Origin of the sequence: Sphingomonas sp. Leaf10 (genome assembly GCF_001421245.1) — a bacterium.
Taxonomy (GTDB): Bacteria; Pseudomonadota; Alphaproteobacteria; order Sphingomonadales; family Sphingomonadaceae; genus Sphingomonas.
In genome coordinates this window covers 1-14,046 of record NZ_LMKE01000027.1, presented here as the reverse complement: position 1 = coordinate 14,046, position 14,046 = coordinate 1, and the positions used below count along the sequence as shown (strand labels likewise).

Annotated in this window: 14 protein-coding genes and 1 tRNA gene; 5 read left to right on the top strand and 10 right to left on the bottom strand. The window is 65.1% G+C overall.

The genetic code is table 11. The features are described 5' to 3' along the window. Positions 1-98: 98 nt before the first annotated feature. Entirely contained in the window at positions 99-1,160 is a 1,062-nt protein-coding gene (locus ASE59_RS13985; protein WP_056457414.1) for an SDR family oxidoreductase, read from the top strand. Here ASE59_RS13985 and ASE59_RS13980 read toward each other — a convergent pair. After that, on the bottom strand, positions 1,150-1,869 hold the full coding sequence (locus ASE59_RS13980; RefSeq protein WP_056457411.1) for an RlmE family RNA methyltransferase: 720 nt from the start codon (positions 1,867-1,869) through the stop codon (positions 1,150-1,152). The genes ASE59_RS13985 and ASE59_RS13980 overlap by 11 nt on opposite strands. Beyond that, the gene (locus ASE59_RS13975; RefSeq protein ID WP_082458462.1) at positions 1,866-2,906 is read right to left on the bottom strand and encodes a Ppx/GppA phosphatase family protein; all 1,041 of its coding nucleotides are present in this window, start codon (positions 2,904-2,906) and stop codon (positions 1,866-1,868) included. The genes ASE59_RS13980 and ASE59_RS13975 overlap by 4 nt, the downstream gene beginning before the upstream one ends. A 164-nt stretch (positions 2,907-3,070) precedes the next feature. Here ASE59_RS13975 and ASE59_RS13970 point away from each other — a divergent pair. Further along, a tRNA-Gln gene (locus ASE59_RS13970) sits at positions 3,071-3,144 on the top strand. Positions 3,145-3,265: 121 nt separating this feature from the next. Here ASE59_RS13970 and ASE59_RS13965 read toward each other — a convergent pair. From ASE59_RS13965 to ASE59_RS13930, 7 genes are all read right to left on the bottom strand, one after another. Next, positions 3,266-3,823 carry a hypothetical protein gene (locus ASE59_RS13965; protein ID WP_156360090.1) on the bottom strand — a complete coding sequence of 186 codons (558 nt, stop codon included), beginning with the start codon at positions 3,821-3,823 and terminating at the stop codon, positions 3,266-3,268. 10 nt (positions 3,824-3,833) lie between these two features. Continuing rightward, the gene (locus ASE59_RS13960; RefSeq protein ID WP_056457406.1) at positions 3,834-4,067 is read right to left on the bottom strand and encodes a hypothetical protein; all 234 of its coding nucleotides are present in this window, start codon (positions 4,065-4,067) and stop codon (positions 3,834-3,836) included. 597 nt (positions 4,068-4,664) lie between these two features. Further along, a protein-coding gene (locus tag ASE59_RS13955) for an IS3 family transposase (RefSeq protein ID WP_414899190.1) occupies positions 4,665-5,848 on the bottom strand; the annotation gives its coding sequence in 2 pieces (ribosomal slippage) (positions 4,665-5,566 and positions 5,566-5,848; 1,185 coding nt in all). A 66-nt stretch (positions 5,849-5,914) separates the two neighbouring features. Continuing rightward, positions 5,915-6,313, bottom strand: coding sequence for a VOC family protein (locus ASE59_RS13945; RefSeq protein ID WP_056457400.1), 399 nt, complete (start codon positions 6,311-6,313; stop codon positions 5,915-5,917). Positions 6,314-6,641: 328 nt separating this feature from the next. Next, complete coding sequence (locus ASE59_RS13940) at positions 6,642-7,793, bottom strand: L-dopachrome tautomerase-related protein (RefSeq protein WP_056457398.1); 1,152 nt, start codon at positions 7,791-7,793, stop codon at positions 6,642-6,644. After that, positions 7,790-8,896: an NADH:flavin oxidoreductase/NADH oxidase gene (locus tag ASE59_RS13935; protein WP_056457395.1), complete on the bottom strand. Its 1,107-nt coding sequence runs from the start codon at positions 8,894-8,896 to the stop codon at positions 7,790-7,792. Before ASE59_RS13935 ends, ASE59_RS13940 begins: the two co-directional genes overlap by 4 nt. 73 nt (positions 8,897-8,969) lie before the next feature. Further along, entirely contained in the window at positions 8,970-9,665 is a 696-nt protein-coding gene (locus tag ASE59_RS13930; RefSeq protein WP_056457575.1) for a type 1 glutamine amidotransferase domain-containing protein, read from the bottom strand. A gap of 202 nt (positions 9,666-9,867) precedes the next feature. Here ASE59_RS13930 and ASE59_RS13925 point away from each other — a divergent pair, with 202 nt between their 5' ends. Further along, positions 9,868-10,746, top strand: coding sequence for a LysR family transcriptional regulator (locus ASE59_RS13925; protein ID WP_056457392.1), 879 nt, complete (start codon positions 9,868-9,870; stop codon positions 10,744-10,746). Positions 10,747-11,284: 538 nt separating this feature from the next. Then, positions 11,285-12,313 (top strand): serine hydrolase domain-containing protein, encoded by a 1,029-nt coding sequence (locus ASE59_RS19315; protein WP_082458474.1) that lies wholly within the window; start codon positions 11,285-11,287, stop codon positions 12,311-12,313. A 90-nt stretch (positions 12,314-12,403) separates the two neighbouring features. On the opposite strand, the gene ASE59_RS19310 is transcribed toward ASE59_RS19315, so the two are convergent. Further along, positions 12,404-12,877, bottom strand: coding sequence for an Rrf2 family transcriptional regulator (locus ASE59_RS19310; protein ID WP_082458461.1), 474 nt, complete (start codon positions 12,875-12,877; stop codon positions 12,404-12,406). Between the two features lie 94 nt (positions 12,878-12,971). Here ASE59_RS19310 and ASE59_RS13905 point away from each other — a divergent pair, with 94 nt between their 5' ends. After that, positions 12,972-13,892, top strand: a complete 921-nt coding sequence (locus ASE59_RS13905; RefSeq protein WP_235515780.1) for an NAD(P)/FAD-dependent oxidoreductase — start codon at positions 12,972-12,974, stop codon at positions 13,890-13,892. Positions 13,893-14,046 lie beyond the last annotated feature (154 nt).

Below are 14,046 nucleotides of genomic sequence, written 5' to 3'. Positions count from 1 at the left end.
GGTACCTTCTGGTGCCTGGGGGCGGGACCGGTGCCGTCTTCAACCCCGGTGCGATCGTGCCTAGCTGGCTGACTTCATGCGTTAAAGGAAGTTCGGACATGGCGAAGACGGCTTTGGTGGTAGGGGCGAGTGGAATCGTCGGCAGCGCGACCGCGACGCTGCTGAACGCAAACGGCTGGGACGTGCACGGTCTCGCCCGCCGCCCGGTCGCGCAGGAGGGCGTGCGGCCAGTCGTCGCCGACCTTTCCGATGCACAGGCGACGCGCACGGCGCTAGCCGACCTGCGCCCCCATGCGGTGTTCATTACCACCTGGGCGCGGCAGGACAGCGAGGCGGAGAATATCCGCGTCAACGGGGCGATGGTCCGCAACCTGCTCGACGCCCTGCCCGCGCCCGATCGTCCGCGCCATGTCGCGCTGGTCACCGGTCTCAAACATTATCTGGGGCCGTTCGAAGCCTATGGGCAGGGCACCCTACCGCAGACGCCGTTCCGCGAGGATCAGCCGCGGCTCGACATCGCCAATTTCTATTACGCGCAGGAGGACGAGCTGTTCGCCGCCGCCGCACGCGACGGCTTTACGTGGAGCGTCCACCGCCCGCACACCGTGATCGGCAAGGCGGTCGGCAATGCGATGAACATGGGCACGACGCTGGCGGCCTATGCCACGCTGTGCCGCGACGCCGGGCGGCCGTTCGTCTTTCCCGGATCGGCGGCACAGTGGCAGGGTCTGACCGACATGACCGATGCCGAGCTGCTCGCCGAACATCTGCTATGGACCGCACGGACCGACGCCGCACACGATCAGGCGTTCAACGTCGTCAATGGCGACGTCTTCCGCTGGCAATGGATGTGGGAACGCATCGCCGACTGGTTCGGTGTCGAGGCGGCACCGTTCGACGGCACGGTGCGCCCGCTGGAAGATCAGATGGCCGGCGATGCACCGCGCTGGGCAGCGATCGCCGAGCGCCACGGCCTGGCTGAAACCGATCTCAACCGGCTGGCCTCGCCATGGCACACCGACGCCGATCTCGGCCGCCCGATCGAAGTGGTTGCCGACATGTCGAAAAGCCGGCGGCTGGGCTTCACCGGCTATCGCGCGACCGACGACGCGTTCTTCGCCTTGTTCGAACGGCTGCGCGCCGACCGGATCATTCCGTGATGTCGTCCGGGGACGGTTCGTCCGTCCCCGCCCCACTCCCGGTGTCGCGCCGCCCCTTGAAGTTGGTGGCGATGACATACCATTCGGACGAATCCTTGCGGCTCGCCGGTGGCTTGGCATGCTTCACCGCTTGGAAATTACGCTTCAGTTCGGCGACCAGCGCGTTGTCGGCGCCGCCCGCCAGCACCTTCGCCACGAAATCGCCGCCGGGGCGCAGCACTTCGCAGGCGAACATCACCGCCGCCTCGACCAGCGCCATGGTGCGCAGGTGATCGGTCTGCGGATGGCCGACAGTGTTCGCCGCCATGTCGGACAGGACGAGGTCCGCCTCTCCCCCCAGTTCCTCGCGCAGCCGGTCGGGCGCGTGATCGGCCAGAAAGTCCATCTGCAGGATCGTCACGCCGTCGATCGGGTCGACCGGCAACAGGTCGATGCCCACCACCGTACATTCCGGCCGCACCTTGCGCACGACCTGCGTCCAGCCGCCGGGCGCAATGCCGAGATCGACGACGCGCTTCACCCCGCGCAGCAGCTTGAAGCGTTCGTCGAGTTCGATCAGCTTGTACGCGGCGCGGCTGCGATAGCCCTCCGCGCGCGCCTTCTTCACATAGGGGTCGTTCAGCTGGCGTTCGAGCCAGCGTGTAGACTGGGCCGAGCGTGCGCGTGCGGTCCGCACGCGCTGCCGGCCGGGGGGGCTTCCGCGGGTCATCGGGTTCCTGCCATCAAACGACGCAGGATTCCTTCGCGAATCCCACGGTCGGCGATCCCTAGCCGCTCGGCAGGCCAGAGCGCCAGAATCGATTCGAGGATCGCGCAGCCGGCAACCACCAGGTCGGCGCGCTCGCTGCCGATGCACGGCACCGTGCCACGTTGCGCCAAGTCCATGCCCGCCAGCCGCTGGCTGACCGCCAGCATCGCATCGGCCGGCACGATCAGCCCGTCGATCTGCGACCGGTCATAGGCAGGCAGGCCGAGATGGACGCTGGCGAGCGTCGTCACCGTGCCGCTGGTGCCAAGCAGGCGGCGCGGCTGGTCGGTATCCGGCAGCCGCTTGGCGAAGGGGGCGAAGCTCTCCTCGACGCACGCCCGCATCCGCGCATAGGCGCCCGACGGTATCGGCGCGGCACGGCCGCCGCCTAGGCTTTCGGTGAGCGACACCACGCCCCACGGCGCCGAATGCCAGTCGAGCACGCGCGGCACCGGGCCGGTGGCGTCGAGCAGCACCAGTTCGGTCGATCCGCCGCCGATGTCGAACACCAGTGCCGGCCCGGTGCCAGGTTCGAGCAGGGCATGGCAGCCGAGCACCGCCAGCCGCGCTTCTTCCTCGGCGGTGATGATGTCGAGATGGATGCCGGTTTCGGCCAATACGCGCTCGACAAAGGCCGGGCCGTTGCTGGCACGACGGCACGCCTCGGTCGCGACCGACCGGGCCAGCGTCACGTCGCGGCGCTTCAGCTTCTCCGCGCAGATCTTCAGCGCGGCGACGGTGCGATCCATCGCGAGGTCGGACAGGCGACCGGTCGCCGCCAGCCCCTCGCCCAGTCGCACGATCCGCGAGAACGCATCGACGACGGCAAAGCCGTCCCCCTGCGGCCGGGCGATCAACAGCCGGCAGTTGTTGGTGCCAAGGTCGAGCGCGGCATAATGACGCGCGCCCGGCCAGCGCGGACGCGCTGGCGTATTGGATGCCGGGCGGGAAGCGCTGCGCGCTCCCCGGTGCGGCAACCGGGCGGACATATCCCCCATGCCGTCACTCGCTTATATTCTATCCGTCACGGCCGAACGCCGCTCGGTGTCTGACGATCAACCTAGCGAAGCCGGTCGCGATCGACAAGGGTTGCGACGAATCGTGTGATTCGGCGTTGACACGCTTGCCCGTCCAGCCTATCGGACCGCCCTCGCTGCGACGCTGCCCTGTCGTCTAAAGGTAAGACTACGGACTCTGACTCCGTTAATTGAGGTTCGAATCCTCACGGGGCATCCAGCGAACAAGCCTAACATGCTGTATTGATTGTAGTTCTCGGCAGTCATGCCGTTTGGCTCCCACATAGGTGCACCTTTCGCGTTGGCGGCGTACCTGCCCGATCGCACCGGGCAGGCTGGCGTTAGAGGTCGTTGGCGCGAATCGGCAGCGGCGCGCGGTTGCGCTTGAGCCGGTACTGCGGCGTCCCCCATGCCATCGTCACCACACACCGGGTCGCACGAATGCGGTCGCGGTGGATGATGCGGGCCGGGTGCGTTTTAGCACCGCAGTCTTCCGTATCGTCCGACTGGCGGTTGGTCAGAATCTCACCCTGCCGCTCGCCACACTCCCACGTCAGGTTCTCCCGATCGCTGTCCTCGTCGTGCGGGTCGCCAACGCGCGTCGGATCGTCGTCGCCGGCTAGGCAGGCGTCGTCGTCGTCTTCCTCGTCGTCTTCGTTATGCCGCCATTCCGGGCGCATGGGAGGCGTAGCGCGGCCCTGCCACTCAACCCATGACACGTCCTGATCGTCGCCGTTGCTGCCTTCGTGGTCGCCATTGTCCTCTAGGTCGGGGTCGCCGGCCATGTCGTCCAGCATGGCGATAAGGGCGTCGACCTGTGCGCCTATCTCGCCATAGGCGACCATGCGGCCAACGATCGCCGGGAGGTCCGCCAGCGGGATCGGACGGCCCTTGTCCATGATGCGGAGGTCAAGCATTTGCCGTCTCCCGTGCGATGAACTGGCGGAGCATGGCGACGGTCTTGCTGCGCGGGTCGCGGCCCTTACGCATGTCGGACACGACACGGGGGTCGCCGAGCGCCTCCATCCCGAAGCGGGCCGGCGTCATGCCAGTGGCACTCAGGAACGCCTCGACCTCTTGCAGGACGGGGTTCCGGTAGGATGCTAGATAAGGATTGTCAGAGCTTGGCGTGCGCGTCGGCATCGCTGCATGTGGTGTGGAGCAAACCTCTAGGAGTTGCATAGCTGGTACTCTCGGTTTGGCCTTCTACAGCCATTCCCGGTGACGGACCGGAAGCCGGGAGGGTAGAAGCCGGCCGAGAGACCGGTAGGACGTTTTTACCCGAAGGCTATTGCATGGCGTCCAACTCCCGGACATAAGAGTCCGGTCAGCCGCGGACGCCAATCCACGCTGTCTAATTCGGCGATCGACACCGCGCCAACGGGTCAATCTGCCTATCTCGGTCCGAGCTTCTACACTCCCGACCTAGATGCCTATCAAATTATCGCTGCGCAAGCCCTTCCCTCGCCAAAGGGGAGGCTTTCGCGCGTCAACGATCCTGATACGTTGCAATCATGATCGCCCGAATCATCCGCCCGTATGACACCTGAAACGATAAGCGCGGGTGCAGCCGTCTTAACAATGGTCGCAGCTGTAGCAGCCATGGTGGTCGCATGGCGCGCGCCTAAAATGGCAGCCCAATTTGCTGAAAACCTCAGGCGTCAGAACGAGGCAGAAACCGAGCGCACTCGTTTGAGGATGATGATCTTGATCGTCCCCCGTTTCGGTGGACACACTGGGTTAGCCGGTCATGCGTTGTTCGGCTTGCTCGGGTGTTAGATATCCGAGGGCCGAGTGCATGCGGCGCCGGTTGTAATAGCCTTCGATGTATCCGAACAGCGCCTGTCGGGCTTCCGCCTGGGTCGCCCACCGGCATTGATGGACCAGTTCGACCTTGAGGGTGTGGAAGAAGCTCTCCATCGGGGCATTGTCGTAGCAATTGCCGGTGCGGCTCATCGAGGGCGCGGCGTGGATCGCCGACAGGTAATCCACATAGGCACCGGCGGCATATTGCGACCCGCGATCCGAGTGGCAGATGAGGCCGGGCGCTGGACGCTGCCGCTGAGCGGCCATCATCATGGCAGCAAGTGGCAACTCGGTTCGCATATGGTCACGCATCGCCCATCCGACGATCTTGCGGGTTGCCAGATCGAGCACCGCGGCCAGATACAGCCAGCCTTCGCCGGTCGCGATGTAGGTGATATCGGCAAGCCAGATCGTATTCGGCGCGGTCGCCACAAAGTTCTGCGCCAGCAGGTTCGGGGCGATCAGCAGATAGTGACGGCTGTCGGTCGTGCAGGGCCGGAACTGACGCCCCGCCAGCGCGCGGATACGATGACGGCGCATCAGTCGTTCGACGCGGCCACGGCTGCATTGCCAGCCTTCCGCCCGCAGGGCAGCATGCATCCTGGGCGATCCGTATCGTCCCTGATGTCGCGCCTGGAGACGGGGTACGTCGCTGAGCAGCGCCAGGTTCGCCGTCGTCCGTGCGCTCGGTGCCCGACCGCGCCAGTCGTAATAGCCGCTGCGCGACACGTCGAGCATGCGGCACATGACGTTCACCGGCCAGGTGGACGCATGCTGCTCGATGAAAGCGAACTTCATCGCGGCATCTCCGCAAAGATGCCGACGGCTTTTTTTAGGATGTCGCGCTCCATCCGCACCCGGTCCAGTTCGCGACGCAACCGCGCGATCTCGGACGCCCGATCCGCCGGCGACGCCATCGTCGATACTGACGGCTTTGCCGCCGGGCTTGCCGGCGGAGTGCCGCTTTCCTGCTGCTTGCGCTGCCAGCGACGCAGCATCGTCGGCATGATCCCCAACTCGGCTGCCACCTCGGTCTGCAGCCGACCGCTCGTCTCCCACAACAACACCGCCTCGCGCTTGAACTCGTCCGTGAACCGACGCTTCGTCGTACTTGCCATCATACACCTCCTGGCTCCGCAGAGCCTATCATCGGTGTCCGTCAAACCGGGGCACGATCAGACAGATCAGGCGGGAAAATGAATTCCACATAGTTTGTTGCCGTCAGGGTCGCGAAAATAGGCAAGTTCGACTGTCCCCAGCGATGCTGTATTGCGCGGGCCAGGGGGGGCTTCGATCGAGGTGCCACCGTTCGCGACCGCGGTATCATGAAGCTGCTTCACTTGTTCGGGCGTGTTGCACGAAAAGGCAACGGTGCTCCCGTTCGCAACGCTCGCTGGTTCGTCGTTGATCGGCTGGCTGACAATGAAGTTGGTTCCGCCGCCGTAATTGTAGATCAGACGTATATGGCCGCTGTCGGCTACGTTCCTCGTCCCTTCCCCTGCACCCAAGGTACCGAGCACCGTATCGTAGAAGCGCTTGGAACGCTCAATGTCGTTCGATCCCACCATGGTGTGGAAAAGCATGCATACTCTCCTTGAGGCTGATCGACTTCCGATCCCCACTAGCCTTCTCACCTAACCTGCCCATAGGCTGCGGTCACCCCCGGGTCGTCGGGATGTCCGCAATTGGGCACGAGCAAACGAGCCTCTCCTCGCTGGTTGGGCACCCATCTGGCCGTTCAGCGGCGATGCCCTCGGTCCAGAGACCAGCCGCTCGTTCCATGCTGAGGGCGGCCGTTTCGGATTTATTGTCGGCCCCTGCTACGGTGCCGACACGCATCTTGATGGCAACCCGACGAGCCAGGCCGCTTTCTCCGCCAACGGCCCCGCGACCATCCCGGCAGTGGCCTTATTAACGCCGCGTCAGAAGCACCGGGCCGCTACCGACCCTGATGCGGAGCAGTTCATACGGTTCCCGGCGCAGATCGCGGCCGCGATGAAATCCGGGCTGGCGATGGAGCTGGTTCGCGGTGAAATAGAGATAGCCATCGGGGCCGACCGACAGGGTATCGGGCCAGTTGATCCGCGGATCGCTGACCAGGGTCGACCACTGGCCGCGATCGAGCACCCGGATCGCATTATGTTCGTAATCACCGGCAAAAACGCGCCCCCGATCGTCCTCGGCAATGCCGTCGGACGCCCCCTTGTGCCCCATGCTGCGAACCGCGCGGGCCAGTACCTCCTCGGAAACCGATGGATCGCGCAGCAGTGCCGTGGGCACGGCATGCAAGATGCGGCCCGAAAGCGGCCCGTAATAAAGCATGCTACCATCGGCGCTCAGCGCGATCGCATCGCTGGCGATGGCGACCGGTGTCGCGGGCCCGCTGGCCGGACGGTTCATCAGCACCTCGCCGTCGACGACCGGCGTGAAGCCCGGCTCCGGGTTGATCGTCGCGTGGCTGGACAGGCGGCGGATTGCCCGCCCGGTGGCGATGTCGACGACGATGATGCCACCGACGCCCGCGTTGCTGCTGTCGGTGATATAGGCGGTGCCCTGCTCCCCCTGCCGCAGGTCGAAGCGCACGTCGTTGAGATAGGTTGTCGGCAGCACGACGCTTGGGGGCAGAACGATCGTCTTGACCACCCGGTTAGTCGCGAGGTCGATCGCTACCAGCTTCGCGCCACCCGCCTGGGGCGGCGCGAATTTCGGCGCCGCCGTGTCGAGCACCCACAGGCGGTTCGCGCCATCGGCGACGACGCTCTGCACCGAGATGAAGTGACCGGCCGGGTTGGCGGGATCAGGGCGATTGGTCACGGCGTCGGGATAGGGCACCGCCTTGCCGTCGACCAGCTCGGCGACCGTGAACGGCGCCCGGTCGCCCCATTGCGGGAAATTGACGAAGATGCGGCCGTTGGGCGCGACGGTCACGCCGGTCGGCATCGCGCCATCAAACGCGGCAACCCGCTCGATCCGGGGAGCCGGAGCCGCATCGCGGGCCATCGCGCCCGGCGTGACCGCAGCGACGGCAATCGTGGCGAGGAGCAATGTGGCGTGCGATTTCATCGCTCCATCTCCTTCAGGATACGGCCCGCCTCGTGCGGCTCGGACCGGAGATATTGCGGCGGTGCCTTGACCGAGGCGCCCAGTGCGGCCGCGGCGTGCCAAGGCCAGCGCGGATCCCACAAGGCGGTGCGCGCGATAGCGATAGCGTCCGCATGCCCCTCCTGCAGGATCTGTTCGGCCTGGTGCGGGTCGGTGATCAGGCCGACCGCGATGACGGGCATCTTGACCGCGTCCTTGACCGTCCGTGCCAACGGCACCTGATAGCCGGGACCGACCGGGATCTGCTGGCGCGGATCGAGGCCACCGCTCGACACGTGGATGGCGGCACAGCCGCGCCGTTCCAGCACTTCGGCGAATTGCGCGGTATCGTCCGCCGTCCAGCCACCCTCGATCCAATCGGTCCCCGACACACGAACGGTGACAGGCCGGTCGGTGGGAAACGCATCGCGCACGGCATCGAAGACCTCGAGTGGGAACCGCATGCGATTGGCAAGACTGCCGCCGTAGGCGTCATCACGATGATTGGAGAGAGGCGAGAGGAATTCGTGCAGCAGATAGCCGTGGGCGGCATGGATCTGGATCGCGTCGAGCCCAAGCCGCGCTGCCCGCTGGGCGGCGTCGGCAAAGGCATCGCGGATTCGCACCAGTCCCGCCTCGTCTAGGGCGATGGGCGCATGATCTGTCGCGGCATAGGGCACCGCGCTCGGTGCGACCGTCTGCCAGCCATTGTCCGCATCCGGCGCGATCTGCGCGCCTCCATGCCACGGCTTGGCGCAGCTCGCCTTCCGGCCGGCATGCGCCAGCTGGACGACGAGCGGCACGTCCGACCAGCGGCGCACACTGTCGATCACGCGCAGCATCGCGTCTTGGGTACGGTCGTCGTACAGACCGACATCGCCGTAGGTGATCCGCCCGTCCGGGCTGACTGCGGTCGCTTCGATCGTCAGGGCGCCCGCCCCCGCCATGGCGAGCTGGCCCAGATGAATCTGGTGCCAGTCGGTCATCGCGCCGTCCTCGGCGGAATATTGGCACATCGGCGCGATGACGATCCGGTTGGCGAGGTTGAGTCCGCCGAGCGTCAGCGGTTCGAACAGTCGGGCCATTATGCGTCTCCTGTGGAGAGCAGCGACGCCGCAGGATCGGCGGCGCGCGGTATGGTCCGGATATCCCGCACGATCACGCCGCCTGATCCTTCAGGGCGTCCATCACGAGTTCCGCCGTACGGGTCGCGCTCGCCGGGTTCTGGCCCGTCACCAGATTGCCGTCGCGCAGGGCGAAGGGGGCGAAATCCGGGCCTGCCTCATGCTGGCCGTCAAGTTCCTTGAGGCGGGTTTCGAGCAGGAAGGGCACGGCCTGGTCCAGTCCGATTGCGCGTTCCTCGCTATCGGTAAATCCCGCGACACGTCGACCGGCAACGAAGGGCGTGCCGTCCGCCTTCTTGGCCGAGACCAGCCCCGCCGGGCCATGGCAGACGGCGGCGACGATCTTGCCCGCGCGGTCGAACCGCTCCACCAACTGCGCCAGTTCCGCGCTGCCGGGATAGTCGAACATGGTCCCGTGGCCGCCGGGCAGGAACAGCGCGTCATAGCCGTTGGGGTCGATGCTGGTGAACACCGGCGTATCGGCAACCTCGGCCTTCAGCGCCTCGTCCTTCAAATAGCGTTCGACCGAGGCATCGTTCTCGCCGTCCGCATTGACGCTGCGCTGGTCGACCGGCACCGCGCCGCCCTTGATCGAGGCGATCGTCACGCCGGCACCGGCATCACGGAAGACGTAATAGGGGGTGGTCAGTTCTTCCAGCCAGATACCGGTCGGTTCGGTCCCCGGGGTCATGCGGTCGGCGGACGTAGTCACCATGAGGATACGGGTCATCGTCAAAACTCCTGCTGCGTGGACGTCGCGAACGCGGGATGCCCGCCGCCACACCCACGACAACGAGGCCATAGGGCTCTGCGGTCCGGCAGCGGCGACCGGGCGTTCGTTTCCATCCTGGTGCCCTTCAGATAGGCCTTCACCGGCATCAGAAAATCCAAGCGGAATGGCGATCGGCCATAAGACAGGTTATGGAAACCAAATGCCCCTGTTGCAGTTGCGCACCTTTGTCGAAGTCTATCGCCGCCGCTCGCTGAGCGACGCAGCCCGCGCAATCGGTATCACCCAGCCCGCCGCGTCGCAGCATATCGCCTCGCTCGAGGCGCAGCTCGGCCACCCCCTGTTCGATCGCCATTCCCGCGGCGTCCGCGCCACGGCGATCGCCGACGACCTGGCTGCGGCGATCGGCGACAGCCTCGATACGGCAGAAACGGCCCTCGCCACGGCACGGGCGCGATCCTCGCGGATGTCCGGGACGGTGCATATCGCCGCGCCGTCGGATCTGCTGGGCGAGATGATCGCCCCCCGGCTGGGGCCGCTGCTGGACGCGGGCCTCGACCTGCGCCTCCACATCGGCGGGCGGGACGCGCTGTACAGCCTGTTGCTGGAAGACAAGGTGCATCTGGCCGTGACGGCATCGCAGCCTGACGATGCCCGGCTTGCCTTCCACGAACTGGGCGAGGAGGATTTGCGCGCCGTCGCGTCGCCCGCGGTGGCCGAGCGGATGGCGGGCCAGCCGCTGGCCGACGCGCTGACACGCATACCGCATCTGGCGTACGACCTCGACCGCCCGCTGGTACGCACTTGGCTCGAGGCTAACCGGATCGAACTGGCCCGTCAGCCCGCCCTGACCGCACCCGACCTTCGCGTGCTGCGATCTGGATTGTGTGCGGGGCTAGGGTGGACGGTCCTGCCCGGTTACCTCACCCATTCCGAGCGTGCCGCCTGCACGCTTATCGAGATACCTGCGCCGATCAGCGTGCCGCGCAACACCTTCTACCTCGTCTGGGCGCGATCGTCGCTTCGCCACCCCCGTGTTGCACTTGCTCGCGATGCATTGACTGCTGCGCTTCGAATTTAACTCTCCTACCCTGGCGAGGACGGCGGGCGGCGCCCTATGCCGGAACCACTCTTTCGCGACTATGCGTGGCGATCTATGCGATACCGATCGCCGCGAGCGGGAAGGCCACCTCGACCCAAGTGATCGCCGCTATGCCGAACGCCGATAGGGCGATGCCGCCTACCGAGGCGCTGATCGCATTGCCGATATTGAAGACGGCGATGTTGACGCTCGAAGTGAGGGTTTCACAGCGACACCGTCGCTGCTGCGAAGTGCACGTTTGTTCATCAATCCCAAATTCACGGGCTGTGGCAGATTGAGAGCTGAGGACACCGTACGCCGAGGAGGCACGCTTACTCTTCCGGTTCGCACGAAGGTCGATTGTAATTCGCATAACGGACCGTACTGTAGGCACAACACACCGAACTATCGGAAATGGGATGACCTTCTTGCGAATGCCCGAATGAACCAAACACGGCGAACGATCTTGATCGGCACTGCAGTCGCTGCCTGCGGTGCCTCCGTGCCGGCGCCGGCCAGGAGCCAGAGGCGTACGGCGATGCCAGTCCAGTCATGGCTGGCGCTTGCGTCAGTGCCGGGGGCAAGCTGGGCCGTACTCGACGGCGAAGCGGAGCCGGTCGGCTCTGCAGCAGGATACGCGAAAGCCGGCGCGGCGAACGCAACCACGGAGACGTTGTTCGAAGCCGCTTCCCTGTCAAAGCCGGTCCTGGCGGCTGCCATCCACGATCTCGTCCGCGACGGCAGCGTTAATCTCGACGAGCCTGTCGCCAAGCATATCGATTTCACGATGGATGTCGCGACGCGGGCCACGACGCCTCGTCACCTGCTATCCCATTCAAGTGGTCTGCCAAATTGGCGGACCGAGGCCGGCAGCGATCTGGTGAGCAGCTTCAAGCCCGGCTCCGACTTTCGCTATTCGGGAGAGGGCTACACCCTGCTCGCTCGCCTCGCCGAGATAGTCACGGGGCAGACCGCAGCGGAGGTCGTCCGTTCCCGGATTCTGACACCAGCGGGAATGACCCGGAGCGGCTATGGCTGGTTGGCCGGCCAATCACCTCCGGTGGCGTGGGCGCACGATGCCGGCGGCGAGTTGATGGCGGACAAGGGACCCGCGCAGTTCCGGAGGAGCCGGGACGCCGGCCCTCGCCGGTCCGTCGAGACATGGACCCAGGACGATCGAGTTTCCGCAGCCAAGGCGTTCGGCAAGCCGGCCCTGCCCATCTTCATGGCTCCGAACATGGCGGCGGGACTGTGGACGACAGCGAGCGATTATGGCCGCTTCGCCCGCTTTGCGCGCCGCTACCCGGCCATGAATACCCCGACCGTCACGATCGCAGGCAGTCTGGTCTGGGGTTTGGGGTGGGGACTGGAACAGTCGGGGCCGGACCGCTTTGCTTGGCACTGGGGCGCTAACGACGGCGTCGCGAACCTGTTCGTTCTCGACCTCCTCAGCAATAACGGACTGGTCGTGCTGACGAACGGCGCCGGGGGGCAGCGGGTCTACGAACGAGCCGCCCGCGTCCGGTTCGGACGCGAGTTTGACGCCTTTACCTGGTTGCAACCGTGACGTCGGCCAACACGTAATTGGAAACTACCATTCAGACCTACAATCAGTGATTCAGCCGTCCCGGTGCGCATCTCAACACCGGACGTTGGTTCAGGCAGAGCCCTGCGGATGGGAACGTCCTCGGTCCGCGGCTCTCTCGGAGGATAATCCTGCCATCCGTCGCTCGAAGTCCGTTGCAATTTCAGCGAGCGTTACCTCGCTCAAACGCCGCAGCAGCACAGCCTCCGCCTGCCGCAACGCGTCCTCCAGCGATCCGTTGACCGCTTGTTCTACGAGGCAATCAGGCGCGGGATTGGCAGGGCCGAGAGCAAAAATCCGATTTTCTCCAAGCGCCCGGTGAACATCCAGCATCGTAATGCTCTCAAGCCCGCGCGTGAGCGACCACCCCCCTCCGTGACCTTTGACAGAGGTGACATACCCGGCCTCACGCAAGCCAGCCATTGTCCTGCGGACCACCACCGGGTTGGTATTCAGCATAGCCGCAGCTGCGTCTGACGTCAGCGGTCCCTTGCCTCGTGCCATGTGGATCAGCAGGTGCAGCATTCTCGATAAGCGCGCGTCCAAGGATACCGACCTCCATACCGTCCTCGATAGCCTATCACGCCACTTTTGCTGTTGCAAAACACCAAATGTTTACTCATGTAACATACTATGTATCATGAAAGGTAGCGGCATGTTCGATGTGATCGTAATCGGTGGCAGCTTCGCAGGCCTGTCGGCCGCCCTACAGTTGGCACGTGCAAGGCAGAATGTGCTGGTGATCGATGCCGGGCTGCCTCGAAATCGATTTGCAGATGAAGCACACGGCTTTTTGGGTCAGGACGGGCGCGCGCCGGCGGCAATCATGCGCGACGCCCGCCATCAGCTTTGCCGCTACTCCACCGCTGAAATTCTGTCTGGCCAAGTCGTGGGTGCCCAAGCCGTCGCTGGAGGCTTCAGCCTCCACCTTGCAGCGGGCGGTGAGCGGCTTGCGCGGCGGCTTGTTCTGGCTACCGGGGTGGCGGACGACCTGCCGGCGGTTCCGGGCATCCAAGAACGGTGGGGTTCAACCGTACTCCACTGCCCTTACTGCCATGGCTATGAGGTTCGCGATGAGCCTCTCGGGGTACTCGCAGCGCATCCTATGTCGCCGCATCAGGTGCTGCTCATTCCTGACTGGGGGCCGACAACGTACTTTACGCAAGGCGAGTACGATCCTGAGGCCGCCGACATGCTCGCTTTTGAGGCGCGGCGCGTGTCGGTGGAGCGGACACCGGTCGTCGAGCTGCTAGGGGACGCACCAGCGCTGGAAGGTGTTCGTCTGGCTGACGGACGGATCGTAAAGGTAGCGGCTTTGTTCACTGCCCCCCGGACAAAACCGGCAACGCCGTTGGCGGAGCTTCTAGGCTGTGAGCACGAGGAAGGCCCGACCGGACCGTACGTTAAGGTCGACCCATGGGGTGCGACCTCGGTGCCCGGCGTATGGGCCGCCGGTGACTCTGCTAATCCCATGCACAATGCTACCCTTGCGTCAGCCGCCGGAGTGCTCGCCGGTATTGGCGCCCATCAAGCTGGAGTGCGATCCGCAACGGGTGGATGATATCGGGCGATGATGACCCACAATCCGCCACCTAGCCCTCTGCGACGCCTGCCAGAAAACCGGACGTTCGTTCACCGCTTGGATTGGGCCAAAGGTAAGCGTGGTCAGCAGGCCGCCTTGCGGTAGCGCTGGCTGTCAGGATGCTTGTCGCCTT